The organism is Rhizobium rhizogenes NBRC 13257, from assembly GCF_000696095.1.
Taxonomy (GTDB): domain Bacteria; phylum Pseudomonadota; class Alphaproteobacteria; order Rhizobiales; family Rhizobiaceae; genus Rhizobium; species Rhizobium rhizogenes.
In genome coordinates, this window is sequence record NZ_BAYX01000011.1 from 267,211 (window position 1) to 291,594 (window position 24,384).

General features: G+C 61.3%; 24 protein-coding genes. 14 read left to right on the plus strand and 10 right to left on the minus strand.

Going from position 1 to position 24,384, the window contains the following annotated elements:
* Window positions 1–77: 77 nt before the first annotated feature.
* A complete protein-coding gene (locus tag RRH01S_RS23990) occupies window positions 78–725 on the minus strand; it encodes a GntR family transcriptional regulator (RefSeq protein ID WP_042474471.1) in 648 nt (215 codons plus the stop codon).
* Between the two features lie 128 nt (window positions 726–853).
* Here RRH01S_RS23990 and RRH01S_RS23995 point away from each other — a divergent pair, with 128 nt between their 5' ends.
* On the plus strand, window positions 854–1,513 hold the full coding sequence (locus RRH01S_RS23995) for a GntR family transcriptional regulator (RefSeq protein ID WP_037219753.1): 660 nt from the start codon (window positions 854–856) through the stop codon (window positions 1,511–1,513).
* Window positions 1,514–1,532: 19 nt separating this feature from the next.
* Here the strand turns inward: RRH01S_RS23995 and RRH01S_RS24000 are convergent, their stop codons facing one another.
* The 5 genes from RRH01S_RS24000 to RRH01S_RS24020 all read right to left on the minus strand — a co-directional run bounded on the left by RRH01S_RS24000 (window position 1,533) and on the right by RRH01S_RS24020 (window position 7,011).
* Complete coding sequence (locus RRH01S_RS24000; RefSeq protein ID WP_015917890.1) at window positions 1,533–2,279, minus strand: ATP-binding cassette domain-containing protein; 747 nt, start codon at window positions 2,277–2,279, stop codon at window positions 1,533–1,535.
* Entirely contained in the window at window positions 2,272–3,336 is a 1,065-nt protein-coding gene (locus RRH01S_RS24005; RefSeq protein WP_015917891.1) for an ABC transporter permease subunit, read from the minus strand. Before RRH01S_RS24005 ends, RRH01S_RS24000 begins: the two co-directional genes overlap by 8 nt.
* 107 nt (window positions 3,337–3,443) lie before the next feature.
* Window positions 3,444–4,433: an ABC transporter substrate-binding protein gene (locus RRH01S_RS24010; protein ID WP_015917892.1), complete on the minus strand. Its 990-nt coding sequence runs from the start codon at window positions 4,431–4,433 to the stop codon at window positions 3,444–3,446.
* A gap of 231 nt (window positions 4,434–4,664) precedes the next feature.
* Entirely contained in the window at window positions 4,665–6,077 is a 1,413-nt protein-coding gene (locus RRH01S_RS24015) for an ROK family protein (protein ID WP_034515941.1), read from the minus strand.
* On the minus strand, window positions 6,070–7,011 hold the full coding sequence (locus RRH01S_RS24020; RefSeq protein ID WP_034515939.1) for a tagatose-bisphosphate aldolase: 942 nt from the start codon (window positions 7,009–7,011) through the stop codon (window positions 6,070–6,072). The genes RRH01S_RS24015 and RRH01S_RS24020 overlap by 8 nt, the downstream gene beginning before the upstream one ends.
* 239 nt (window positions 7,012–7,250) lie before the next feature.
* On the opposite strand from RRH01S_RS24020, the gene RRH01S_RS24025 reads away from it, so the two are divergent.
* The gene (locus tag RRH01S_RS24025) at window positions 7,251–8,159 is read left to right on the plus strand and encodes a sugar-binding transcriptional regulator (RefSeq protein WP_007702459.1); all 909 of its coding nucleotides are present in this window, start codon (window positions 7,251–7,253) and stop codon (window positions 8,157–8,159) included.
* A gap of 15 nt (window positions 8,160–8,174) precedes the next feature.
* Complete coding sequence (locus tag RRH01S_RS24030) at window positions 8,175–8,846, plus strand: HAD-IA family hydrolase (RefSeq protein ID WP_042474476.1); 672 nt, start codon at window positions 8,175–8,177, stop codon at window positions 8,844–8,846.
* Between the two features lie 91 nt (window positions 8,847–8,937).
* Here the strand turns inward: RRH01S_RS24030 and RRH01S_RS24035 are convergent, their stop codons facing one another.
* Entirely contained in the window at window positions 8,938–10,236 is a 1,299-nt protein-coding gene (locus tag RRH01S_RS24035) for a D-tagatose-bisphosphate aldolase, class II, non-catalytic subunit (RefSeq protein ID WP_042474478.1), read from the minus strand.
* Complete coding sequence (locus RRH01S_RS24040) at window positions 10,233–11,186, minus strand: sugar kinase (protein WP_042474543.1); 954 nt, start codon at window positions 11,184–11,186, stop codon at window positions 10,233–10,235. The genes RRH01S_RS24035 and RRH01S_RS24040 overlap by 4 nt, the downstream gene beginning before the upstream one ends.
* A 247-nt stretch (window positions 11,187–11,433) precedes the next feature.
* Here RRH01S_RS24040 and RRH01S_RS24045 point away from each other — a divergent pair, with 247 nt between their 5' ends.
* A complete protein-coding gene (locus RRH01S_RS24045) occupies window positions 11,434–12,465 on the plus strand; it encodes a LacI family DNA-binding transcriptional regulator (protein ID WP_007702455.1) in 1,032 nt (343 codons plus the stop codon).
* 18 nt (window positions 12,466–12,483) lie between these two features.
* Here the strand turns inward: RRH01S_RS24045 and lipP1 are convergent, their stop codons facing one another.
* Together lipP1 and RRH01S_RS24055 are read right to left on the minus strand one after the other, a co-directional pair.
* Window positions 12,484–13,437: a LipP1 family hormone-sensitive lipase gene (lipP1, locus tag RRH01S_RS24050; protein WP_015917898.1), complete on the minus strand. Its 954-nt coding sequence runs from the start codon at window positions 13,435–13,437 to the stop codon at window positions 12,484–12,486.
* A gap of 20 nt (window positions 13,438–13,457) precedes the next feature.
* Window positions 13,458–14,606 (minus strand): Gfo/Idh/MocA family protein, encoded by a 1,149-nt coding sequence (locus RRH01S_RS24055; protein ID WP_015917899.1) that lies wholly within the window; start codon window positions 14,604–14,606, stop codon window positions 13,458–13,460.
* Window positions 14,607–14,784: 178 nt separating this feature from the next.
* Here RRH01S_RS24055 and RRH01S_RS24060 point away from each other — a divergent pair, with 178 nt between their 5' ends.
* The 10 genes from RRH01S_RS24060 to RRH01S_RS24105 are packed head-to-tail and all read left to right on the plus strand — an operon-like array spanning window position 14,785 to window position 24,291.
* Window positions 14,785–16,131 carry an ABC transporter substrate-binding protein gene (locus tag RRH01S_RS24060; RefSeq protein ID WP_037219741.1) on the plus strand — a complete coding sequence of 449 codons (1,347 nt, stop codon included), beginning with the start codon at window positions 14,785–14,787 and terminating at the stop codon, window positions 16,129–16,131.
* A gap of 25 nt (window positions 16,132–16,156) precedes the next feature.
* Entirely contained in the window at window positions 16,157–17,065 is a 909-nt protein-coding gene (locus RRH01S_RS24065) for a carbohydrate ABC transporter permease (protein WP_229202630.1), read from the plus strand.
* Window positions 17,062–17,898 carry a carbohydrate ABC transporter permease gene (locus RRH01S_RS24070; protein WP_042474483.1) on the plus strand — a complete coding sequence of 279 codons (837 nt, stop codon included), beginning with the start codon at window positions 17,062–17,064 and terminating at the stop codon, window positions 17,896–17,898. The genes RRH01S_RS24065 and RRH01S_RS24070 overlap by 4 nt, the downstream gene beginning before the upstream one ends.
* Window positions 17,899–17,902: 4 nt before the next feature.
* A complete protein-coding gene (locus tag RRH01S_RS24075; RefSeq protein WP_037219739.1) occupies window positions 17,903–18,721 on the plus strand; it encodes a sugar phosphate isomerase/epimerase family protein in 819 nt (272 codons plus the stop codon).
* 11 nt (window positions 18,722–18,732) lie between these two features.
* On the plus strand, window positions 18,733–19,809 hold the full coding sequence (locus RRH01S_RS24080; RefSeq protein ID WP_034515934.1) for a Gfo/Idh/MocA family protein: 1,077 nt from the start codon (window positions 18,733–18,735) through the stop codon (window positions 19,807–19,809).
* Entirely contained in the window at window positions 19,809–20,627 is an 819-nt protein-coding gene (locus RRH01S_RS24085; RefSeq protein WP_037219737.1) for a sugar phosphate isomerase/epimerase family protein, read from the plus strand. Before RRH01S_RS24080 ends, RRH01S_RS24085 begins: the two co-directional genes overlap by 1 nt.
* Entirely contained in the window at window positions 20,627–21,457 is an 831-nt protein-coding gene (locus RRH01S_RS24090) for an alpha/beta fold hydrolase (protein ID WP_037219736.1), read from the plus strand. Before RRH01S_RS24085 ends, RRH01S_RS24090 begins: the two co-directional genes overlap by 1 nt.
* Window positions 21,454–22,179 (plus strand): ribulose-phosphate 3-epimerase, encoded by a 726-nt coding sequence (locus RRH01S_RS24095; protein ID WP_037219734.1) that lies wholly within the window; start codon window positions 21,454–21,456, stop codon window positions 22,177–22,179. Before RRH01S_RS24090 ends, RRH01S_RS24095 begins: the two co-directional genes overlap by 4 nt.
* The gene (locus RRH01S_RS24100; RefSeq protein WP_042474488.1) at window positions 22,176–23,213 is read left to right on the plus strand and encodes an ROK family protein; all 1,038 of its coding nucleotides are present in this window, start codon (window positions 22,176–22,178) and stop codon (window positions 23,211–23,213) included. The genes RRH01S_RS24095 and RRH01S_RS24100 overlap by 4 nt, the downstream gene beginning before the upstream one ends.
* Window positions 23,206–24,291, plus strand: coding sequence for an ABC transporter ATP-binding protein (locus RRH01S_RS24105; protein WP_037219731.1), 1,086 nt, complete (start codon window positions 23,206–23,208; stop codon window positions 24,289–24,291). Before RRH01S_RS24100 ends, RRH01S_RS24105 begins: the two co-directional genes overlap by 8 nt.
* The last annotated feature ends 93 nt before the right edge of the window (window positions 24,292–24,384 follow it).

Here is a 24,384-nt window from a genome sequence, read left to right on the forward strand (position 1 = left end):
CCAAAGTTTGCATTCATATGGGATCCCACTTTTATACAAAATTTCTCCGGCGATGCAAGAGCTGCTGCGACGCCCCCTCAGTAATTTGTAAGAACGCCCTGCCGAACCGCCTCGAGATGGCGCGCCATCGCCCGCCGCGCCGCATCGGAATCATGTGCCGAAAGCGCGGCCAGGATCGCCCGATGCTCGGCGACGCCGGGTTTTGCCCGGACCACCGCCATCTGCCTTTCAAAGATCGTCGTATAGCGCCGCATCTCACCGATCACGGCTGCCATGAAGGGATTGCCGCTAGCGGCGGCGACGGAGCCATGCAGTGCATCGTCGAACTGCCAGACGAGCTCCGGATCCGGATCCGGCTCGGCCTCGATCGCATCCAGCATCACCAAGAGTGATTTCAACTCCTCCTCGGTCATATGCGAAGCTGCCAAGGCAATGGCGCTCGGCTCGAGCAGCATCCGCATCGCCAGGCTGTCGAGATAGTCCTTCAGCGTTATGACCCGGACGCAAAGCACCCCCTTGTCATTGCGGACCAGCAGCCCCTCCCCTTCAAGGCGGCCGAGTGCGTGGCGCATCGGAGAGCGCGACACGGCATGCTTGCTTGCAAGCCGCCTTTGCTGCACCACCGATCCGCCCACCAGCCGCGCCGAGAGAATATCGGCTAAAAGCAGACGATAGGTTTCGTTGGCAAGGCTTGCCTCTCCCGCGTCGTTCAGGCGATCGTCCATGAGTTCCCTTTTTGCTTCTTTGCGAGATCGGCTATCATATGTAACAGCTGCGTGTATGAAGAAAGAGCGTTGTCACGCAGGATGCGGGCAGCCCGGGAAATGAGGTAGGGGTGACAGATATTTCAATCATGCCGGCGACACCGTCGTCCACGGGCGGACAGCACAATCTTGCCTCGCTGACCTACAAAGCCGTTTCCGACATGATTCGCCATCGCAGGCTGAAGGGCGGACAGGTCATCGTCGAGGCAAGACTCGCCGAAACCCTCGGCATTTCCCGCACCCCTCTGCGGGAGGCGCTACAGCGGCTGGAAGGCGAAGGGCTGGTGCGCAAGGGCGATGGCCGCAACTACGTCGTACGCCAGGTGGATATCGGTGAATATCTGCAAAGCCTGCGGCTGCGATTGCTGATCGAGCCCGAGGCGGCCGTCCTGGCGATCCCCAATATTCCGCGCCGGCAACTGATCGCCGTGCGGCGCGAGATCCATGAGCTTCTCGACGCGACCGCCTATCACACCGACGCGCACTGGGTCTCCGACGACAACCTGCACAACCTGATCATCGATCATTGCGGAAATACCGTCATGGCGAAGGTGCTACGGGAGCTGCGCGCCACCACGCGCCTGTTCGAGATCGATCGCCTGAAGGACCGTCTGAAGCCCGATTCCACCGAGCACCTCGTCATCATCGAGGCCGTGGAACGCGGCGATGCGGGCCAAACTCGCGACGCCGTCGCCCTCCATATAGAAAGCCTGATCGCCTTCACCCGCCAGCATCTAGGCGTCGCCTGACGATAGACATGATCGGCGGTTAGCCGCCGATCATCAGCTTGACGACTTCCTCATGCGTGGTTTCGCTGATCTGGCGCTCGCCCGCGACGATACCGCGACGCAGGACGACGATGCGGTCGGAGACGGCAAAGATGTCCTGCAGATTATGCGAGATGAAGATCACCCCGCGTCCCTGCGCCTTCAGCGACTTGATGAGCGCCACGACCTTGCGCTGTTCCGGCACACCAAGGGCTGCGGTCGGCTCGTCCATGATCAGGATGCGGGCGTTCCAATAGACCGCACGTCCGATCGCCACCGCCTGACGCTGGCCGCCGGAGAAGTTGCTGACCGGCGCGTCGAGCCTTTTCACATGGAAATCGAGCTGCGCCATCGTCGCGCGCGCGGCCTCCGCCATCGCCTTTCGGTCGATGACCGGCAAGAAGCCGAAAAGCTTCTTCATCGGCTCGCGACCGAGAAAGATATTGGCGCCGATCGTCAGATTGTCGGCCAGCGCCAGATCCTGATAGATCGTCTCGATCCCCTTTTCCCGCGCATCCTGCGGCGAGGAGAAGGTGACGGGCTTTCCTTCGATGAGGATTTCGCCTGATGTCGGCGGATAGACGCCCGAGATCGCTTTGATCATCGTCGTCTTGCCGGCGCCATTGTCTCCCGCCAGCGCGACGACTTCGCCAGGACGGACGACCAGGGAGCAATTGTCCAGGGCATGGACCGCACCGAAATAACGCGACAGGTTGCGGACTTCGAGAAGGGGCGTTGAGCTATTCATCCTGTTTTGCCCCGCTGAACCGGCGCTGCGCCTGATCGATAAGCACCGAAATGATGATGACGATGCCGACGGCAATGAACTGCCAGAAGGGTTCGACATTCATGAAAACCAGACCGTACTGGATAACGGCAATGACGAGCGCCCCGGCGACCGTGCCGATGATCGTTCCCGAGCCGCCGAACAGGCTGGCACCGCCGATAACGACCGCGGCCACGCTGTCGAGCAGCAACGGCTCACCGGCCTGGGCCGCACCTGCCGTGAAGCGGGCCGCATAGAGCGCACCGCCGAGACCGGCGCAGACCGCCGAGAGCATATAGAGCCGCAACAGATGCGACTTGATATCGATGCCGGCCCGGCGTGCCGCCTGCGCATTGGCGCCGATCGCATAATTGTGCTGACCGAAGCGCGTCTGGCTCAGCAGGTAGTGCATGATCAGCACGAAGATAAAGGCGACAATGACGAGATAGGGCACGCCATAGAAGCGGCCGTTGCCGAGTTCGGCGAAATAGGAATTCTTGACCGGAACGGTGGTGCCGCCGGCCAGCAGAAAGGCCGTGCCGCGGGCGACGCCGAACATGCCGAGCGTGCCGATGAAGGGCGGAACCTTGAGGCGGGAAATCAAGAGGCCGTTGATGAAGCCGGGCACGGTGGCGGCGAGCATCGCTACGAGAATGCCAAGCACCATTGCCATCGGCAGCGGCATGTAGAGACCGGCGATATTGGTGACATGCGCGGCAACGACCGCCGCAAGACCCATGATGAAGCCGGTCGACAGGTCGATGCCACCGGATATGATGACGAAAGTCTGACCGATCGCCAGCAGTAGTGGCGCCACGGCAAAGACCGCGACCGACTGCCAGTTGAAGGACGAGCCGATAAAGGTGCCACCGAAATCGATGCGCGCCCAGATCTCAAACGTCACGATCAGTGCCGCAAGAAAGAGCCATGCGCGCAATTGCGCGATATAGTTGATGATGGTTTTTGCCTGATCGCCGTGGTCCGCCTGTGGCGCCACATGCTGGTCCGCCTTGCGGGCCTCGGTATCTTCGGTAGTCATGGATGAATCCAAACTCGAGCGAGGACGTACAGAAGTCGTCACGCCATTTCCTCCATTATGATCAGAGACGTGCCCCGTCCCTTGGACGAGGCACAGACTTCATCCGATTAGTCGGAGTAGATGAACTTCGCGACGTCCTTGTCGGCGACGTTCGATTTGTCGATGACCGTAAAGCCGGTGCCGATCGCAGTCGGGATCGAGTTGCCGGTCAGGTGGGCATAGGCCGCCATCACGCCGAAATAGCCGATTTCGGCCGGGTGCTGGGCAATCGCCAGATCAACGAGGCCGGAATTGATGTTGTCGACGATCGTGGTTGGCGCATCGAAGGCGACGACGCGGATCTTGCCCGTCTGCCCCGCCTGCTGGACGCCGTTCGCGGCACCGAGAGCGGAGAAGAGATTGGCACCGAAAACGCCGTCGAGGTCCGAGTTGCGGGCAAAGACGGCCTGCAGCTGCGACGCCGCCTTGTTGGCATCGTCATCATTATATTGCGTGTCGAGAACGGTGATGTTCGGAAATTTCTTCATCTCTTCCTTGAAACCCTGCTCGCGCTGGTCGGTGGTCGAGATGCCGGGCTTGACGTTCGAAACGTAGACCTTGCCCTTTTCACCGACGGCCTTGGCCAAGGCACGCGCTGCGATCGCGCCGCCCAGCAGGTTGTCCGAAGCGATATAGGAAAGCGGAAAATCGGCATCGCCGCTTCCCGTCTGGTAGACGCCGCTTCCGATAAAGGTATCGACCGTGATGACCGGGATACCCGCATCCGCTGCCTTCTTCAGTGGCTGGACCAATTGATCCTTGTCGGTCGGCGCGATCAGGATCGCGTCAGGCTTCTTGGCGATGATCGCGTCGAGAACCGGAACCTGCGTGACCGGATTGAAGTCCGGCGCGCCCTGGAACACCAGCGTCGCACCCACCGCCTTGGCGGCAGCTTCGGCGCCCTTGCGCATGGTGATGTAGAAAGCATCGGTCGTCAGGCCCGGAATGAGGGCGATGGTAAACTTCTTGTCCTGCGCCTTGGCGCCTCCGGCAACAGCCGCCACGCCGGTGGCAAGCGTCGCCACGGCACTAGCCTTGAGAAATGAACGTCGTTCCATAATTTCCTCCCTTGAAAGCCGAACATCTCCCTTGTCCGGCGGAATGGATAATCAGTGGCTTACAGCGGGCCGTCAAGTAATATTTTTCTGCAACGAATTTCCGCCATCTATTTGAAATAGCTTGCCAATCAGGAAGATTGGCAAAGCGATGCACTTCGCCGCCAACGGAGCGTTGCGCGACGGTTTGAAGTCAGATCAAGCTTTCGTCTGCCGCCGGGACGGCGGCTACTTTCATGCGTGGTCAAACATCTCTGAAATCCAGGCGGTTATACTGTCCATATCCGGCTCTTTCGTCTGGTCGACCGTCCTCAGAGCGCCGCATGCCATGGGCTCCGCGCGATCGGCAAGCACCGCGAGTTCGGCGACATATTCGGCGCCCGGATGGCCCGGCAGCCTGTCTTTCAAGCGGCTGGCATAGCGTTCCGCAGCAACCGTGCCGGGCACCTTGCACCAAAGCTCCGCGACGCGATCCACACCAGCATCCCTGATATAGGTTTCAAGCAGCGCCTTCGGCTGGAAACCGAACCATGCATCGACGATGAAGGTGGACCCAGCCGGCGCCTCGCGGATGAACGACCAGATCGCCTGGTAGCTCGCCTTTCCCAAAGTCCGATTGAAATCCCTGTCGACGGGGCCGATGTGCTCCAGAAACGGATTCTTGATGCCATCGAGAGAAAGAACCGGCCAACCGGTACGTTGTGATAGCGATTTTGCAAGCCGGCTCTTTCCCGAAGCCGGAACACCGTTGACGAGCACGACGCGTTTTTCGGCGGAATTGCCAGCATTCGCGAATGTCGACAAGGCCGCGCCGATTACGCCGGCGTCGTCCCCAAGCTTCGCGGGCAGGATCGTCGGCCGGAACCATGGCGCCACCGCTGGAAGGTCGGCAAGGGCGCGCGCCGCGTCGCAGCCGAGCCCCCCTCCCAACAAAATGACGTCCGGATCCATTGTTGCCGCGATATTATCGAGGGCGGTGCGCAGCGGGGATGCCCATGCACGCAAGACCGCCCTCGCCGTGCCATTTCCCTCAGCCGCCATTTCGAAAATCTCGCCGATGGATGTGGCCGAAAGGCCGGCTTCGTTCATATGCCGACGCAGCGCCGTTCCCGAGCTGAAGGTTTCCACGCAGCCGCGCCGTCCGCACGCGCAAAGCGGGCCATCCTGCAGCACGGAGATATGGCCCAGCTGCCCGGCCGTCATATGGCCGTGATAGATGCTGCCATTATGGGCGACGGCACCGCCGATGCCCGTTCCGATCGTCAGCATCGCGACGCTCTGATATCCCTTGGCGCCGCCGACGCGCATTTCGGCGATGAGCGCCATGTTGCAATCATTTTCGATGACGATCCGCTTGCCGAGGCGCGTCTCGAGCCGATCGGCAAAGTCGATGCCGGCCAGATTGAGGATACCGCCCGAGAGGATCGTGCGGCTGGCAGCATCGACACGACCGGGAATGCCGACACCGATGCCGGCTGCTCCCGTCGCATCGAGTTCACCGACCATCGCCACGACGCGTTCGACCACATGCAACGGATCGGTGGGTGTCCGATCCGATAGCTTCTTCAGAATCTCGCCTCGATCGGAGACGAGAGCGGCACGAATATTCGTGCCGCCAATGTCCACGCCGATGGCTGTCTCAGGCATGTTCTTTCTGTCCCCGGCCGACGGTTTCAGACCTGCTACCCTTGAAATGGGTGGCGATCACAGCCTGAATTTCGCGAAGACGCGGAACCGCGACAGTTTCCAGTCTATCCCTTGTGACGGCGCGGTCGAGCGAAATGCAATCCTTCCACAGCGAGCGGCCGGCGATGACGCCGGAGGCACCGTTGCGCATCGCGTCTTCGACCTGCTTGAGGAAGGTCGAATGGTCGACGCCGGCAGACAGGACCGCCCATGGCACGTCTCCCGCAAGCTGCGTGACCTCAGCGCAAGCCTCTGGATTTCCCGGATACGGAATCTTCAGAACCTTCGCTCCGTAATCCAGGCAAATCCGGCTTCCGCCGACGATCAGGGACGGGATCTTCGCCTTGTACTCGGCTTCGTCCTCGTCATCGAACCTGTATGTCAGGAACTCGACGACGAGCAGTAGGTCTTCGCGTGCGAAATCCTCAATGCACTGGTGCAGGATCTTGATGTTGTGAACATTGGCGTCATCCCGGTCCGAGCGCAGATAGACCATGATTTTACCGCCGGTCGCGCCGAGCTGGCGCACGCGACGCGCCGTGATGCCGGGCACCAGCTTGGACAGGCGATATCCTTCCGGCGACGTATCCCAGCCGGATGCGTCGAGACCGATCAGAAGCGCCGTGTCACGCTGAATGATGCGATCGTCGACCAGAGCCGGAACAGCGCAGATCGGGTCGACCAGAACGCAGGATGCCTTGCTGGCAAGAAACCGGGCGATATCAGCCTTGGTGTCGCCGAGGGTCTTGTCGGAGATCGCGGCCTGCGCCTCCGGTTCCTTGGCAAGCAGACTGCGCATGCCGCCGCGCTGATCGCAGGCGATCACCATCATGGCGCCATCGCTCCCGCAAATCTGCTGGTAGCCGCGCATTTCGGCGGTGGTTAATCTGGACATATATGCTCCTCCCTATAGCGTGCCCGAAACGGGTTGCTGAACGTGCATCCCGCTCCAAGGTTCGGAAGGGATGGCCAATGAATGTTGAGAGTTCTCCTCCGCCGCATAACCGTTGCGAAACCGGCTATTTTGAGCGATAACTCCCTCAGCGTCCAAATGTGTAACACATTGCAGAAAGGAATTTCAACCTGAATTCGTCTCAGCCGCAGGAGCCTGCAACAAACCGTGCATTGCTGCATATGGTTGCAAAGTTGCACTATCAATCCGACATGTCGCAGGTCGACATTGCTAAAAAGCTAGGATTATCAACGGCTACGGTTTCACGCCTGCTCCAGAAGGCTCGGCTGGCCGGTATCGTGCGAATTGAGGTGATTGACCTTTCTCCGTCGGAAGACCTGAGCGCGGCACTGATCGACGGCCTGAAACTGCGCAACGCCGCCGTAATCGATACGCCGTCCTCCAACGTTCTCAGCGCACTTGCCCCTCCGGTCGGCTCCATGCTGCAGCAGGCGGGGCTTCATTCCGGCTCGACACTCGGCATCGGTTGGGGACGCGCCGTTCGAGAGGTTACCCTTGCCGGCCTGCCGCAACTGCCCGGCATCGTCACCATCGCCCTCAACGGCGGCATGCAGCAGGCAGCGGCGCATTTCCAGACCAACGAATTCGTCCGCCAGGCGGCCGAGCAGATGGGCGGATTGCCGCATTTCCTGCACGCGCCCTACATCTCGTCCTCCGAGCTGCGCGATGCCTTCCTCGCCGACCCCACGGTGCAGCAGGTCACCGCGCTCTGGAACAAGCTCGATGCGGCGATCGTCGGCGTCGGTCTGACGCACGCGGCCAATCCGTCCGAGGCGACGGCGGCGCTTCCGGGAGAAAAAGCCCTCAGCCAAGCAGCGGGCGACGTGCTGCGACACTACGTCACTGAAGCCGGCGAGATCCTGCATTGGGACGGCGAAGAGCGTATGATCGCCGCCACTCCTGAGCAGTTGCGACGGGTTCCCCTGTGCATTGCGGTTGCCGCGACACCGGCCAAGGCGCCCGGCATCATCGGCGCGGCGCGGTCGGGCATGATCAATGCCCTCGTGACGGACGCCAATACGGCGCAGGCGATCCTCGATCGCCTATCCGCTGCCCCCCAGAAAAGCTAAGAAAGAATTCTCAAAATGGCCCTGCCCCTGCACCCCGATCGCTCCTTCGGCGCCTTCCTGTTCGATATGGATGGAACCGTGCTGAACTCGATCGCGGTCGGTGAACGGGTCTGGGCGGCCTGGGCCTTGCGCCACAATGTCGATGTCGAGAGCCTGCTGGCGATTGTGCACGGGCGCAAGGCAATCGAGACGATCACACGGCTTGGCCTTTTGGGAATCGATCCGGCCGAAGAGGCCCGACTTCTGACACTCGCCGAGATCGCCGATGTCGCTGGTGTCGTACCGATCGCGGGCGCGGTCGATTTCCTGAATGCTCTGCCCAGAGATCGCTGGGCAATCGTCACATCAGCGCCACGGGATCTGGCGGAAGTCCGCCTCAAGGCCGCGGGCATTCCCTGGCCGCCGCTGCTGATTACCGGCGAGGACGTACAGAACGGCAAACCCGCGCCGGACTGCTTTCTGCTGGCAGCAAAAACCCTGGGCCAGCCCATAGAGGAATGCCTGGTCTTCGAAGACGCTCCGGCCGGGATAGAGGCAGCCGAAGCGGCCGGTGCCGCGGTGGCCGTGATCAGCGCGACCCACAAGACCGTGCTGCCGACGCGGCATCCAAGCGTCGCGAGCTATGAGGATCTCGTCGCGGATGTCACGCCCAGCGGATCGCTTCGGTTGACCCGCAGGCACGGTTGACACTCCAGGGACTTCGACCTTGCCGAAACAGCTAGAACGTTTTTACGCAATTCCGTACGGAAAACCGCAGCACACTTTTCCTGGAATTGCTCTAGTTCTGCGAGGCTGAATCGATGGCATCCGCATAGATGTCGAGCACGCGCGTGACGCTGGCAAGCAACAGCGCGCGCGCCTGTGGCGCCACCGATCCGTCGGCCACCAACGACTCCAGATGACCGAGATGCTGGCTGATCAGCGGGCGCGGGATTGTAACGCCTTGAAGAGCCGCCATCAGCTCGTCCACGGCCTTCTGCGCAGCCGGTACGGCCCAATAATAACGAATGCGATCGCTGAACGAATAATGCCGCTGCACATATTGCTCGTGGGCATCGCCGGGATAGTATTTCAGCCAATGCTCGGGCGACGACAGCATGATCCGCTCCATGGCGGCGGGAATGGCCTCGCTGATCGCATCCGGCACCAGGATTTCGGCAATGGCGCTAAGGCCATACAGTGCTTCGCGTAGGGCAAAGGTCAGCCAGGGACCGACTTTCAGGATTGCAAATCCATCGCTGACAAGGTCGCGCAGGGCCTCGCCGCTCTGATAATCCGTCGAATGAGCCTCGAACACGAATTGCGGCATCTCGTCTAATGTGGCGACGAGATCTCTTGCCGCCTCTCGCACATAGGCAACAGCATCGGCGTTGCCGAATTCCACGCCCGGCTGGACGACGATGCCGATCGAGCGCTCAAAAGCCTCGTTCAGTCCAAGCATGGAGAAGGCCGTGCGGTGCAGCTCCACCGTCGCGCGCGCATCCCCAGGCGTCGTGACGTGCAGATGATCGAGCGCCTCGAACGCGCCGCCCGGGACGGGAACCTCGGTGCCGATAATGTAGCTCGGTGCCTGTGTTTTCGACTGGCGTATTCTTGCTTCCGAGATGGCGGCCAGTTCGGCTGCCCGGGATGCGATCGTCTCGTCAGGAAGAGCGGTCGGATCGTCGGCGCAGGCCATGCTCGTATCCAGATGCAGCTTGGTGAAACCGGCAGCCGCAAAGGCGTCGATCATTGCGCCGGCCTTGCGCATCGCCTCACTGGACGGCAGATGCTTCCAGGGATTTGGGCCGAGGTGATCCCCGCCGAGAATCAGACGATCCAGAGGGAAGCCGACCGCCGCCGCGATCTTTTCGACGAAGGCGCGAAAATCGGCGGGCGTCATGCCGGTATAGCCGCCGTCCTGATTGACCTGGTTGCAGGTCGCCTCGATCAGCACATCGGCGTTTCGGCCCTTTGCATGCGATAGCGCCGCCTCGATGACCAGGGGATGGGCCGAACAGACGGAGGTGATGCCGGATGGCAGATCGCTGCCACGACTTCTCGGCATATTTGCCAGTCGCTGCGTCGCGGAACTCATGACACTGTTCTCGCGGTCGCGCCGGACAGAAAGGACTGTACCTCGGCAAAGGTGGCAATGCCCTCCATGGGACCTTTGCGCGTCACGGCCAAGGCCCCGCAGGCACAGGCCAATCTCAAAGCTTCCTCCGGCGCCGCACCCCGGAGCCAAAGGGAGACGAAGCCCGCGCCGAAGCAATCGCCCGCGCCGGTCGGATCGACTTCGTCGACGACGAAACCGGACGCTGCAATTTTGCGATGCCGATCGTAATAGACCGCACCCTCCGCGCCCTTCTTGACGATTACCGCCGAAATCCCGCGCTCGAGCATTTCCGCTGCCGCTTCTGCCTCGTCGGTGGCCTTGGTGAAGATGAACAGTTCCTCGCCGCTCGGCAGGAAAATATCCGTCAGCGCCAGAACCTGATTCAGTGCTTCGCGCATGCCCGGCAGCTCGATCATCTCTCTACGTATATTCGGATCGAAGGAAACCGTGCCCCCATTGCGTTTGATCGTCTCGATGCCCGCCAGAACGACGGAGATCGCCCTCTTAGAAAACAGGGAGGAGCCCATGACATGAAAATGATCGGCACCGGCCAGCAGGGCTGTCGCGCCATCGCCGGTTTCGATCAATCCAGCCGCGCTGTTCTTGATGTTGAAGACGAAATGACGGGAACCATCGGCTCGGTACGATACAAAAGCCGTGCCGGTCGCCTGCCCCTGATGAACCGTGATGGCGGAGACGTCCGCCCCCCAGTCGCGCAATCTGTCGATGTTCATCCGCCCGAAATCGTCTTCGCCGACGGCGCTGATCAAGCCGGCCGGCTGCCCAAGCCTTGCTGCCTGGGCAATGAAGATCGCCGGCGCTCCGGACGGGAATGGCCCTTGCAGCAATCCGGGCTGGGCCAGGCTTTGATCGAGCCGATCCGCCATGATTTCGACGACGATCTCTCCGGCACTGACGAGCTTTTTCATGAGATTGCGCACCCACTTCCCGGTGAAACTCTTGCCTCGGCTCACGATTGCCGCCGGCCGATAGGCAACTTTTCTATGGCTTGAACTTTTATGCGTCAATTAAGAAATTGACGCATGTAATATTTTTGAGCAACTTGAAGCTAGAAAGAACTTGCTCGAAACTTACCTCCATGGTTGCGCTTCCCTTCATGCGGACGCATAACAAGTCCCAGATGGGCGGATCGGCTCGAGAAATGGTCGACTTTTGATGGAAAAAATGACGCACAAGACAATGGAGGATTTCGCGAAATCCTGCGGCGTCTCCCGACCCACCCTCTCAAAGTATTTCGATGACCCGACGAGCGTCAAGCCGGTGACGCGCGCGTTGATCGAAGCGGCCCTCCGCTCGTCCGATTATCAGCCTAATATTTATGCGCGCAATCTCAATCGGAAGAGAACCCGCAATATCGGCATTCTTGTGCCGGCCCTCACCGACCCATTTTACGCCGAAATGGTCAACCGCCTGGAGTTGCGGCTGCGCTATGAGGGCTATTGGCCGATCGTGTTTTCCTCACACGGACTGCCGGAATTGGAGGCCGAAGCCGTCAGCACCATGCTGTCATTAAAGGTAGCGGGCACGCTCGCTGCGCCACTGGGACAGAAATCCGACCCGCGTGCATTCGAGAAGCTCGCGCAGAACGTACCTCTCGTCTATTTCGATACCTATATCGAGGGAAACACGCCGTTTATCGGCAACAACAACTACCAGAGCGTCGCGACCATCGTCGAATATCTCTGCCGATCCGGAGAGGCGCCGGTCTATCTCGACATTCCCCATGTCAATCACAACTCGCCGGAGCGACTGGCGAGCTATATCGCCACGATGGAGGCATCTGGCTACGAGCCGGTGGTGATCAAGACCAATGCGGCCTACACATGGGACTTCGAGCGCATCGGATACGAGCAGATGGACGAGATGCTGAACGCAAGGGCGCTTCCGGGCAAGACTATCCTCTGCGCCAACGACCGCCTCGCCTTCGGCGTGATGGCAGCCGCCTTTGCGCATGGACTGAAAGTCGGCCGCAAAAAAGGTGACCTGCGTGTGGCCGCCCATGACGACCATCCGCTTAGCCGCTACACCTGCCCGCCGCTGACGACAATGGCGCAGGATTTTGCGGCGATGACGGCAAATAGCGTCGACACGCTTTTGACGCTGCTCGGCGACACGGACACGCCGGTTCAGACGATTGCCCACAAAGTCAGACTCGATGGGACGCTGGTCATGCGGCAATCGGCATAGGACAACGTTGCTTTCCGTTTACGCATGGGCACCTTCAAAGCTGCGCCATGCCTCCACGGCCTCCTCCACGGCCTGCCGTGCGACGGGTATGTATCGTCCCATCGACATAAAGCCGTGGATCTGGCCGGGCCAGTGGCGCAGCACCACGCACACTCCCTCCCGCTTCAACCGCTCGACATAGGCCAGACCCTCATCCACCAGAATGTCGTGCCCAGCCGTGATCACGAAGGCCGGCGCAACCCCGACGACACTGTCAGCTCGTAACGGCGAGACTCGCCAGTCGGCGATATCGGCCTCGGTGCGGATATAGTGGTCGCGAAACCACTTCATCGCCGATGCGGTCAGGCCATAGCCTTCGCCATAACGGCGATAGCTATCGGCCGTCTGTGCGGCGTCCGTGTTCGGATAGATGAGCATTTGCCCCGTAAGCTTTGGGGCGTCACCGGAGCGCGCCATCAGCGCCAGCACGGCGGCGAGATTGCCGCCGGCACTGTCGCCAGCGACCGCAATCCGCTGGGGATCGATGCCGAGATCGGCGGCGGAATCCGCCATGAAAGCCAGCGCTGCGGCGCAATCCGTCAGCCCGGCCGGGAACTTGTGTTCCGGCGCCAACCGGTAATCCGGGCAGACTACGGTGCATTGCGCGAGATTGGCGAACCAGCGGCAGATCTCATCGTGCGAATCGAGATTGCCGATCACCCAGCCGCCGCCGTGAAGATAAAGGAGGCTGGGACCATTCTTCAATCGTGCGCCGATGCCGCGATAGATGCGCAGGGTGATCGGACCGTTCGGACCGTCGATCTGACGATCCTCCACCGAGGCGACTGTCTCGCGGGCGCCCTGAACGGTTGGGCAGCCCGCATTGTAGTCAACACGGACCTCCAGAGGCGTGCCGGTTTCAAACGGCCGGGCGTTCGACCGATTGCTCATGTCGAGAAGGCGTCGAGCACTCTCATCAAGCTGTTCTGTCATGTCGGCTCTCCTTTCGATATTCAGGCGAGGAGGCTGCGCGCTTCGTCTTCGCCAAGAAGCGGCGGACGTACCAGATCTCCGCCGATGCGGACCGACTGGCCGCTTTCACCGGAGGCAAGAATAGCCTCCATGACCTCAAGCACATGCAGCGCAAGCTCGCCGGATGCGCGCGGCGCCCTCTTCTCCTCCAGTGACCGCGCAAGATCGGCAACGCCGAGCATACGATAATTCGCGCGATCGGGGGCAGCGAATGGCCAGTTCCTCTTGCCGTAAAGCTCGCCGTCGCTGTCGAAATCACGCCAGTCGGCGCCACGTTCCGACAGCGAGACCGTGCCGCCGAACGTATCGGGATCCGGCAGGCGAAGAGAGCCTTCGGTGCCGTGCAGCTCGATCGGATGGTTGGAATGGCGGAAGACGTCCCAGGATGCGCCGAAATTGATAGCCGCGCCGGACTGGAATTCGAGCAAAGACAAGACGTTGGTCGGCGTACCAACCTTGAAGGTCGTGTTCTTGAACGGACCGTCCGCGGTGATCAGGCGCTCCTCCTGGCCCTTCGTCGCCATCGCCATGACACGCACCACCGGACCAAGCAGGTTCACCATCATGGTCAGGTAATAAGGCCCCATATCGAAAACCGGGCCGCCGCCGGGCTGGTAGTAGAATTGCGGATTGGGATGCCAATGCTCCATGCCGCGCCCCATCATGAAGGCGGTGCCGCTGACCGGACGGCCGATTGCGCCTTCCTCCATCAAACGGCGGGCACGCCTGCCGGCGGCACCGAGGAACGTGTCGGGTGCCGAGCCCAGAAGCAGGCCGCGTGTCTTCGCCTCGGCCACAAGGGTCCGCCCTTCGGCGGCCGAGGTCGCCAGCGGCTTTTCCGTGAAGACGTGCTTGCCCGCGGACAGGGCTGACATGGTGACATCGAAGTGCACGGCCGGAATGGTGAGGTTGAGAACGAGATCGACTTCGGGATCTGCGAGCAGTTGATCAACGCTCAGCGGCCGAATGCCGTATTCGCTGGCGCGAAGAGCCGCAGCGTCGGCGGAAATATCAGCGCAAGCACGCAACTCGACGCCGGCAAACAGCGCCGCGTTACGCAGATAAGTCATTGAAATATTGCCGCAGCCGACGATGCCAATGCCCAGCTTTGCCTTTGTGTTCCCAGTCATATTCCTCAATCCTCCCTGGACCCGATAACCCGCACGTCACCGATCGCCATATCAACCCGACGCGCTTTAAAGTGAGTTAAAGCATCTTATTTCTTGACGCGCGACAATTTTTTATGAAACATACGACAATACTGGCGCGGAGATTTTGGAGGTCGCCAGTTTTCCTGGGAGGGAAATCATGTCTGATTTCAAGAAGACGCCGGCCGGCTCAAACGCGGCCGTATTTTCCACACTGCTCGACCGCCGCCAGATGTTGATGGGTGCTGCAAGCGCTGCAGTCGGCGCGGCGACCCTTGCCGCCACAACGGGACTGGGCATGCGCCCTGCGCGCGCCGCCGATCGCACCGAGATCAGCTTTGCCAGCGCCAGTTTCTTCGGCAAGGAAGGCCTCGGCGATCTCGTCAAGGCCTATAACGAATCGCAAGACCGGATCACGGTCAAGTTCATCGAACTGCCACCACCAAGCTCGTCGACCGAGGTCTATCAGGGCCTTGTGCAACAATTGGCCCGCCGCAACGGAACCCCCGACGTCTTCACTCAGGACGTGGTTTGGATCGCCGGTTTCGCGGCTGCCGGATGGGCCTTGCCGCTCGACGAATATTTCCCGAAGGAAAAGCGTGCCGATTACTTCCCCGGAACGGTTGCGGCCTGTACCTACAATGAAAAGCTGACCGCGCTCCCGTGGTTCGTCGATTCCGGTATGTTCTACTACCGCAAGGATCTGGTGGAAAAGCATGGCGGCAAGGTTCCCGAGACCTGGGATGACATGGCGACCATGGCGGCAGCCGCGCGGAAGGCGGGCGACGCCAAGTTCGGCTATCTCTGGCAGGGCAAGCAGGCAGAAGTCCTGATCTGCGATGCCGTGGAAATCATCACCTCGAATGGCGGCTCTATTCTCTCGCCCGACGGCAAATCCTCGGTCATCGGCGACAAGGCGGCGGTCGAGGCGATCCAGTTCCTCTACGATACGATCAACAAGACCAAGATCAGCCCGCAGAACGTCCTCTCCTGGGATGAAGAGCCTTCGCGCCAGCCCTTCACATCGGGCGAAGCGATGTTCATGCGCAACTGGTCCTATGTCTATCCGATCGCACAGGATCCGAAAGCCTCACATGTGGTGGACAAGGTCGCCGTCGCGCCGTTGCCGCATTTTGCCGGGGGCAAGAGTGCTGCCTGTCTCGGCGGCTATCAGCTCGGCGTCAACGCCAATTCCAAGAAGCGCGAAGCGGCGATCGAGTTCCTGACCTGGATGTCGTCTCCGGAAACCCAGACCCGTCTTGCACTGAATTTCGGTCTTGCACCGTCACGCCCGGCGATCTTCCAGGATGCGAAGCTGAAGGCCGAACAACCGTTCATGGCGAGCCTGCAAAGCGTCTTCACCGGCGCCACACCCCGGCCGATCACGCCGCAATATGCCAAGGTGACTCTGGCGCTGCAGTCGAGCATTTCCAAGGCGCTGGTCAGCGGCAATGTTCAGGCCGAGCTGAAGGCCGCCGCCGATCAGATCAACAAGATCGTTGCCTGATATGGCTGCCGCAGTCACGGTCCCCATGTCCGACCGAACCCCGAAAACGACGAGGGCGCTTCCAAGCGCCCTCTGGCCCTGGCTCCTGCTATTGCCGGCCTTCCTGTCGCTTGCATCGGTGTCCTTCTATCCGATCGTCAATGGCGTCTATCTCTCCTTCACCAATCGCTCCCTGATCACGCAGGACAATGATTTCATCGGCATTGCCAATTATGTGCAGTTGCTTGCCGATCCGCCGTTCTGGAATGCCTGGTGGCATACGATCTGGTTCACCGTCGCCTCGACCACGCTCGAGACCCTGATCGGCCTCGCCATGGCGCTGATCCTTTGCGAAGCCTTCGCCGGCCGTGGCGTGATCCGCGCGGCGATGCTGGTTCCCTGGGCGATGCCGACCGTGGTCACCTCCAAAATGTTCGGGTGGCTGTTCGACGGCCAGCACGGCATCATCAATTTCATCCTGCTCCATCTCGGGCTGATTGATCAGAATGTGAACTGGTACGGCTCACCCGATACGGCGCTGACGACGATCATTCTCGCCGATGTGTGGAAGACGACGCCCTTCATGGCGCTGCTGCTACTGACAGGGCTCCAGACCGTGCCGAAATCACTGATCGAGGCCGCGCGCATGGATGGCGCCAGGGCCTGGACGATCTTCTGGAACATCCGCCTGCCGCTGCTGCTGCCGACCTTGCTGATCGCCGGCCTCTTCCGGGCGCTGGACGCCTTCCGCGTTTTCGATCTGGTCTATGTGCTAACCGGCGGCGGCCCGGCCGATTCCACGGAAACGCTGTCGACGCTGTCCTACAAGGTTCTCTTCTCGACGCTGCAGTTCGGCTACGGCTCGGCCGTGTCGACCGCAATGTTCATCACCGAAGGGCTGATCGCCGTGGTGTTCTGCCTCTTCCTCGTCCGACAGATCAGGAAGACGACATGAACGACACCCGCTCCCCCTTTCAAAGCGTGATGATCTATCTCGGCGCGCTGCTCATCCTCATCTGGTCGGCCGGCCCGTTCCTGTGGCAGTTCTCCACATCGTTCCAGCTCGACAGAGCACTGACTGAGGGAACGCCGTCTTTGATCCCGAGCCCATTCACGCTGGAGCATTATTACAATGCCTTCGTGGAAAAGAGCCTGCATCATTATCTATGGAATTCGCTGGTCGTATCGCTGGCGACCACGGCCCTCTGCCTGATCGTCGGTTCGCTCGCCGCCTTTGCGCTGTCGCGCCTTGATGTGAAGGGACGCTTCGGGATCCTGACGGTGATCCTCTCGGTCTCAATGTTCCCGCAGATCGCGCTTGTCGGCCCGCTCTACCTGCTCGCCTCCGACCTCGGCCTTCTGGACACCTATACGGCACTCATCATCACCTATCTGGCGCTTGGGCTGCCGCTGGTGACCTGGGTTTTGTTCGGCTATTTCGAGACGCTGCCGCGCGAAATCGACGAAGCCGCGCGCATGGACGGCGTCGGCGTTATCGGCCTGCTTTGGCATATCATCCTGCCGATGTCGCTGCCGAGCCTGGTCACGACAGGCCTGCTCGCCTTCATCACCGCCTGGAACGAGTTTCTGTTCGCGCTCGCCTTCACATCGGATAGCGGCACCCAGACCATTCCAGTAGGCATCGCCAACTTCACCAACCAATACTACGTGCCCTGGGGAGACATCGCCGCAGCTTCGGCGGTCGTCACCGTGCCGCTGATCGTGTTGGTCCTCTTCTTCCAACGACACATTATCGAAGGCCTGACACAGGGCGGAATCAAGGAATAGTGACATGACTAGCGATCTGAAGGTCGGCTGCCAGACGTTTACATGGGAGATGCTCGGCAAGGCCTGGACCGGAACACCCGACGACCTGCTTTCGGCAATTTCCGCTGGCGGTTATTCGGGCATCGAAATCACCGACACAATGATCGGCCACTACGCCGCAAAGCCCGGCGACTTCGCAAAGGCGCTGAAGGATAGCGGCTTGCAGCTAGTCTCCTTCGCCTTCGGCTCGAAAAGCGGCTTCACGGTTGCCGAGGCAATCAACGATGATCTCTCGACGACGCAGCGCTGGATCGACTATGCCGCACAGTTTCCCGGCGCGCTCGTCTCGATCGGATCGGCAACGGTTGTCTCAGAAGGGCCACGCGACAACAAGTTCGCCATTGCGGCCGAGTTCTACAATCGCGCCGGCGCGCTCGGCAAGGCATCCGGCGTCGATGTCGCCGTTCATCCGAGCTCGCACCACAACACCCTGCTCTTCGATCGCGCCGACTACGACCGGATCTTCGCGCTTCTCGATCCATCGCTGGTCGGCTGGGTTCCCGATACCGGCCATATCCTGCGCGGACACGAGGACATCCTCGATACGATGCGAACCTATCAGGACCGCATCCGCTATCTGCACTTGAAGGACGTCGATGCCGACGATCGCTGGGCGATGCTCGGCAAGGGCATCCTCGACACGCCGGCGGTGATCGATCTCGTCGCGAAGGCGCCGCGCTTCAACGGCTGGCTGGTGCTGGAAGAGGAATCCGAGACGGCAGGCGCCGATCCCGTCGCCGCAGTGAAGACCAACCGCGACACCATGCGCAGCTACGGAGCCTGAGGAAGAAGACCATGATCCAGAAGGAAAATCGCCGTCTTCGTGTTGGTGTGCTCGGCTGCGGGCCAATTGCCCAGTTCGCGCATCTGGAATCCTGCGTGAAGGCACGGAATGCCGATCTCTACGCAATCTGCGACGCAGCACCGGACCTGCTGGCCCGCATGGGTGCCACCTACGAGCCGCAGAAGATGTTCAGCGACTATGACGCCATGCTGGCCGACCCCGAGCTGGAAGCCGTGATCGTCGCCACCTCCGACGCTTATCACGTGCCGATGTCGATCAAGGCGCTTGAAGCCGGCAAGCATGTGCTCTGCGAAAAGCCGATCGGCGTGTCGGTCGAGGAAGGGCAGCAGCTTGCCGATGCCGTCAAGCGCTCCGGCAAGATCCTGCAGGTCGGGCATATGAAGCGTTTCGATCCGGCGCTGGAAGCCGCGCGCGATTTCGTTCGCGACGATATCGGTGAGATTTTCGCGCTGAAGGCCTGGTATTGCGATTCCACCCACCGCTACACCAACACTGACGCTGTGCAGCCACTGCCGATCACCAGCAAGCTTGCGCGCAAGCCGGGCGGCAATCCGAAGGCCGATCTCAAACAATATTTCATGTTGGCGCATGGTTCGCATCTGGTCGACACCGCCCGCTTCTTCTGCGGCGATATCGTCGCCGTGCGCGCCCGCTTGCTGGAACGCGCCGGCGCCTATTGCTGGTTCGTGGAGACCGAATTCACCAATGGCGCCCTCGGCCATCTCGATCTCACTGTTGCCGTCCGTATGGACTGGCACGAGGGCTTTCAGCTCTATGGCGAGAACGGCTCCGTGCTCGCGAAGACCTTCAATCCCTGGTACTTCCGCTCCAGCGAGGTCGAGATTTTCCATGAGAAGGATGCGACGAGCCGGAAGCCGCTCGGCGCCGACGGTCACTTCTTCCGCCGGCAGCTCGAGGGTCTCGCCGATACAGCGCTGAACGGCGCACCGATGCGCGGCGCCAATGTCGAGGACGGTATCGCTTCGATCCGCGCGATGGTGGCGATTGCCCGGTCGGTGGAGACCGGCGAACGCATCGAGCTGGCATCTGTGACGGGGGCCGTCTGATGCAGCTCGGGATCTTCGCCAAGACCTTTCCGGGAACAGATCCACTGAGCGTGCTGTCGGCGGTGCGCGACAGCGGCTATGCGGCCACCCAGTTCAACCTTGCCTGCTGCGGGCTGCCGTCGATGCCCGACGCCGTGCCTGGCTCTGTCGTAACGGCGATCCAGACAGCAGCGGAAACGACCAATGTTTCGTTGGTCGCCCTCTCCGGGACCTACAATATGGCCCATCCGGACATTTCAGTGCGGCAAACGGGTTTGCGCCAGCTTGCCGTCGTGATCGAGACGGCGGCGGCCCTTTCCATTCCGCTCGTCACGCTCTGCACGGGTACGCGCGACCCAAAAGACCAATGGGCGCATCACCCTGACAATACCGACCCTTCGGCCTGGGCCGACATGGCAACAGAGATGTCGAAAGCCCTGGCGCTAGCGGAAAAGCACGGCGTCGATCTCGGCATCGAACCCGAACAAGCCAACATCGTCACCTCGGCCGAGGACGCAAAGCGGCTGATCGCCGAGATGGGATCGAAAAGGCTGCGGATTGTCCTCGACCCGGCCAACCTCTTCGAAAGCGCAACGCCGCCGGAAGCCCGAGATATCGTCGAGCGCGCGGTTGAAACCGCAGGCGGACATATCGCCATGGCGCATGCGAAGGATCGCTATGCCGACGGACGTTTCGCAACCGCCGGCCAAGGCGTCGTAGATTTCCCCGATTTCATCGCGCGGCTGAAAGCCGTCGGCTTTGACGGTCCGCTCGTCACCCACGGACTGTCCGCAGCAGAGGCACCCCTGGTCTCCGCCTTTCTCCAGGACTTGGTCTGATGGGCGGAACGATGGCTTTCATCCGTGACGATGCCAGCCTTTCCGTCTTCGGCGGCGGGCAAGGGCTTCCCGTCGTATTTCAGCACGGCCTGGGTGGGGACGGGGCGCAGGTTGTGCAAACCTTTCCACCGGCCGACAATGTACGGCGGGTCACGGTGGAATGCCGCGGACATGGCGCGTCATCGCTTGGCACCGCACGACCCTTTTCACTGCATATGTTCGCCGAGGATGTGTTGGCTGCTGCGACCGAGCGCGGATTTGACCGCTTTGTCGTCGGCGGCATTTCCATGGGCGCGGCACTTGCCCTGCATCTCGCCCATCGTCACCCGGAGCGTGTTGCCGCGCTCGCTCTCGTCCGTCCCGCCTGGACCTTTGCCGCAGCACCCGACAATCTGGAGCCGATCCGCGCGGTGGCAGCCGTGCTCCGCTCGCATCCGATCGACGAGGCGCGGGCGCTGTTCGCCGGCTCCGAGATCGGCAAGCGGATCGAGGCGGATGCGCCCGATAATTTCGCGTCCCTGCTTGGCTATTTCGACCGGCCGAATGCGGTCGCTTTCGCATCCGTGCTGGCCGACATCGCGGCCGATGGACCTGATGTGTCACAAGCGGCAGCGGCAGCACTTGCCATTCCCACCCTGATCATCGGCAACGAGCAGGATGCAATCCATCCCCTCTCCTGCGCACAGGTGCTCGCCGACACCATTCCCGGCGCAAGCTTTGTCGAAGTCACCCCCAAGGCCGCCGACAAATCACGGCATTTCGCCGAAGTCCAAGACGCCATAACCCGTTTCCTCGCATCCAAGACAATCCGGAGCCTCGTGCCATCATGACGTCCAAAACCCTTTCAGGCCCGGCGGCCATCGCCGTCCTGCCCCGCAATCGACTGCTGGGCGAATTCTCGCTCTGGTCGGCTGATCTCGCCAATATGGAAACCGATCTCAAGCGCATTGAGCCCTATGTCGACCTGCATCATATCGATGTCGCCGATGCACGTTTTACGCCGGGCTTCCTGTTCTTTCCGGATTTCGTCGCGCGCATCGCCAAATCGACCGCCAAGCCGATCCATGTTCATCTGATGGTCGAAGCCGAAATCGTCGAAGAGCAGACGCGCCAGTTCATCGAAGCAGGCGCCGACCTCATCAGCGTTCATGCCGAAAACGGCGAAGCGGGTTTGCGTGCGGTAGCGCTTGCAAAGGAGCTCGGCGCCGAAGCCGGCGTCGTGCTGCGGCTGGAAACGCCCGTCTCGGCGATCAAGCCGTTCATCGAACACGTCGCCTTCGTGACCCTGCTTGGCACCTCGATCGGCGTCAAAGGACAAAGTCTTTCCGAAAAGGCATGCGGCAGGCTGATCGAGGCGCGGGCACTGCTGAAGCAGGCGGGCCGGGAGGATCAGGTCATCCTGGCCGCCGATGGCGGCATTCGCGAGCAGACAGTGCCGGAGCTGCGTGCGGCTGGGGCACAGACGGTCGTTCTCGGGTCGCTCGCCTTCGGCGATAAGGACCTGGGCAAGCGGATAGAATGGCTGCATGGACTGGAGAGCCGGATTTCGTGAAAAAGGTCGCTCTTGCCTTCGATCTCGGCGGAACCGAGCTTCGCGCCGCACTGGTGGACGAGGAGGGAAACCTTCTGTCGTTTTCCGCCGTGCCGACGCAAGCAGCCGAAGGCCCTGATGCGGTGGCCCGGCAAATCGAGGTGCTGGCAGCGACGGTGCTGGCGAAAACGCCTGATCTTCTGCCCATCGGCATCGGGATCGGTGCCCCCGGCCCTCTCGATCCGGAGGCTGGCGTCGTCATTGCGGCGCCAACCCTGACCGGATGGAACGAGGTTCCCCTCGCTGATATTCTTTCCAGCCGTTTCCAATTGCCGGTGCGGCTTGAAAACGATGCGAACGCGGCGGCGGTTGGCGAATGGCGATATGGCGCCGGCCGTGGTGCAAGATCGATCGTGTTCGTCACCGTCTCGACCGGCATCGGCGGCGGCGTGATTGCCGATAGCCGAATTTTGCACGGTAGACGTGGTCTGGCAGCGGAAATCGGCCACATGACGATTACCAACGAGGGTGAACGATGCTTTTGCGGCGCAGTCGGCTGCTTTGAGGCCGTCGCCTCCGGCACGGCGCTCGGCAGGCAGGCAACGGCTCGCACCCGGCGATCTGATGGCTCGATGCTGCGAAAGCTTTCAGCCAACGCCGATGTAACCGGACGGCATGTGGTCGACGCGGCGCGAAACGGCGATGCCCTGGCGCTGGAACTGCTGAATGCCGAGGCGCGATGGCTCGGGATCGGCTTCACCAACCTGCTCCACCTCTACTCACCCGATGTTCTGGTGATGGGCGGCGGCATATCCCATGGGTTCGATCTTCTTCACGACACCATCATGGCGACAATCTGCGACCGGGCCATGCCGGCCTATCGCGATGTGCCGATCGTTGCCGCACAGCTTGGGCGACATGCGGGCCTGATCGGTGCGGCCAGCCTCATTCTCGGAAGCGAGGCGCAAGCCAGCTCTGAACCATCGAGCCTTGTCGGCTCGGGCAATCCTGACGCGGATATTTCCGCCGGCACAAAGGAGGCCAGCAATGGCTAATCTCACACTCCGCGACGCCCGTAAGACCTACGGCGCCCTTGAAGTCATCAAGGGCATCGACCTTGATGTGGACGACCGCGAATTCGTCGTCTTCGTCGGCCCTTCCGGCTGCGGCAAGTCCACGCTTCTGCGCATGATCGCCGGCCTGGAGAAAATCAACGGCGGCGATCTGGTGATCGACGGCACGCGGTCCAACGACATCGATCCGTCGCAGCGCGGCTTGGCGATGGTGTTTCAGTCCTACGCGCTCTATCCGCATATGACGGTTGCCGAAAACATGGGCTTTGCACTCAGAATTGCCGGCATCCCACTGGCCGAGCGCGAGCGGAAGGTCAAGGACGCCGCCCATATCCTCGAACTGGCGCATCTGCTCGACCGCCGACCGAAGGATCTGTCGGGCGGCCAGCGGCAGCGTGTCGCCATCGGCCGGGCGATCGTGCGCAATCCGAAGATCTTCCTGTTCGACGAACCGCTTTCCAATCTCGATGCAGCACTGCGCGTCAATATGCGGCTGGAACTGATGCGCCTGCACGAGAGACTGGCCGCAACGATGATCTACGTCACCCACGACCAGATCGAAGCCATGACCATGGCCGACAAGATCGTTGTCCTCAACAGCGGCCGCATCGAGCAGGTCGGCTCGCCGCTCGAGCTTTACAATCGCCCCGCAAACATCTTCGTCGCCGGCTTCATCGGCTCGCCAAAGATGAATCTTCTGACGACAACCGTCGAGAAGACCGGCCCGAACGGTATCTCCGTCGCGCTACCCGGTGGAAACACGATTACTGTTCCGGTCGCAGCCGGAGCGGTGAAGGCCGGCTCGACGCTGACGCTGGGCATCCGCCCCGAACATATCCGCATCGGCCAGGGCGGCCAGTTCACCGGGGAGGCGATCCTTGCCGAACGGCTCGGCGGCCTGACGGTTCTCCACGTCGATATCGCATCCGACCAGTCCCTTGTCGTTCAGACGGAAGGCACCGACACGACCCCGTTGCACACGCAGATCGCCCTCCAGATCGACCCGGCCGCCTGTCATCTCTTCGACCAAGAGGGAAGAACGCTTGCCAGGCTGAACTGATCGGTGAATTGTACGCGGGCGCGGACCGGCATGCTTCTTGCGTTTTAGTTCGCGTCCGTGATCGGCCGCCCCGACCGATCTGGAGCACAGGCA

What these genes read in the sequence shown, in the direction of transcription:
- RRH01S_RS23990 (WP_042474471.1), bottom strand. Translation starts at nt 725, where the DNA reads ATGGACGATCGCCTGAACGACGCGGGAGAGGCAAGCCTTGCCAACGAA.
- RRH01S_RS23995 (WP_037219753.1), top strand. Translation starts at nt 854, where the DNA reads ATGCCGGCGACACCGTCGTCCACGGGCGGACAGCACAATCTTGCCTCG.
- RRH01S_RS24000 (WP_015917890.1), bottom strand. Translation starts at nt 2,279, where the DNA reads ATGAATAGCTCAACGCCCCTTCTCGAAGTCCGCAACCTGTCGCGTTAT.
- RRH01S_RS24005 (WP_015917891.1), bottom strand. Translation starts at nt 3,336, where the DNA reads ATGACTACCGAAGATACCGAGGCCCGCAAGGCGGACCAGCATGTGGCG.
- RRH01S_RS24010 (WP_015917892.1), bottom strand. Translation starts at nt 4,433, where the DNA reads ATGGAACGACGTTCATTTCTCAAGGCTAGTGCCGTGGCGACGCTTGCC.
- RRH01S_RS24015 (WP_034515941.1), bottom strand. Translation starts at nt 6,077, where the DNA reads ATGCCTGAGACAGCCATCGGCGTGGACATTGGCGGCACGAATATTCGT.
- RRH01S_RS24020 (WP_034515939.1), bottom strand. Translation starts at nt 7,011, where the DNA reads ATGTCCAGATTAACCACCGCCGAAATGCGCGGCTACCAGCAGATTTGC.
- RRH01S_RS24025 (WP_007702459.1), top strand. Translation starts at nt 7,251, where the DNA reads ATGGTTGCAAAGTTGCACTATCAATCCGACATGTCGCAGGTCGACATT.
- RRH01S_RS24030 (WP_042474476.1), top strand. Translation starts at nt 8,175, where the DNA reads ATGGCCCTGCCCCTGCACCCCGATCGCTCCTTCGGCGCCTTCCTGTTC.
- RRH01S_RS24035 (WP_042474478.1), bottom strand. Translation starts at nt 10,236, where the DNA reads ATGAGTTCCGCGACGCAGCGACTGGCAAATATGCCGAGAAGTCGTGGC.
- RRH01S_RS24040 (WP_042474543.1), bottom strand. Translation starts at nt 11,186, where the DNA reads ATGAAAAAGCTCGTCAGTGCCGGAGAGATCGTCGTCGAAATCATGGCG.
- RRH01S_RS24045 (WP_007702455.1), top strand. Translation starts at nt 11,434, where the DNA reads ATGGAAAAAATGACGCACAAGACAATGGAGGATTTCGCGAAATCCTGC.
- lipP1 (WP_015917898.1), bottom strand. Translation starts at nt 13,437, where the DNA reads ATGACAGAACAGCTTGATGAGAGTGCTCGACGCCTTCTCGACATGAGC.
- RRH01S_RS24055 (WP_015917899.1), bottom strand. Translation starts at nt 14,606, where the DNA reads ATGACTGGGAACACAAAGGCAAAGCTGGGCATTGGCATCGTCGGCTGC.
- RRH01S_RS24060 (WP_037219741.1), top strand. Translation starts at nt 14,785, where the DNA reads ATGTCTGATTTCAAGAAGACGCCGGCCGGCTCAAACGCGGCCGTATTT.
- RRH01S_RS24065 (WP_229202630.1), top strand. Translation starts at nt 16,157, where the DNA reads ATGTCCGACCGAACCCCGAAAACGACGAGGGCGCTTCCAAGCGCCCTC.
- RRH01S_RS24070 (WP_042474483.1), top strand. Translation starts at nt 17,062, where the DNA reads ATGAACGACACCCGCTCCCCCTTTCAAAGCGTGATGATCTATCTCGGC.
- RRH01S_RS24075 (WP_037219739.1), top strand. Translation starts at nt 17,903, where the DNA reads ATGACTAGCGATCTGAAGGTCGGCTGCCAGACGTTTACATGGGAGATG.
- RRH01S_RS24080 (WP_034515934.1), top strand. Translation starts at nt 18,733, where the DNA reads ATGATCCAGAAGGAAAATCGCCGTCTTCGTGTTGGTGTGCTCGGCTGC.
- RRH01S_RS24085 (WP_037219737.1), top strand. Translation starts at nt 19,809, where the DNA reads ATGCAGCTCGGGATCTTCGCCAAGACCTTTCCGGGAACAGATCCACTG.
- RRH01S_RS24090 (WP_037219736.1), top strand. Translation starts at nt 20,627, where the DNA reads ATGGGCGGAACGATGGCTTTCATCCGTGACGATGCCAGCCTTTCCGTC.
- RRH01S_RS24095 (WP_037219734.1), top strand. Translation starts at nt 21,454, where the DNA reads ATGACGTCCAAAACCCTTTCAGGCCCGGCGGCCATCGCCGTCCTGCCC.
- RRH01S_RS24105 (WP_037219731.1), top strand. Translation starts at nt 23,206, where the DNA reads ATGGCTAATCTCACACTCCGCGACGCCCGTAAGACCTACGGCGCCCTT.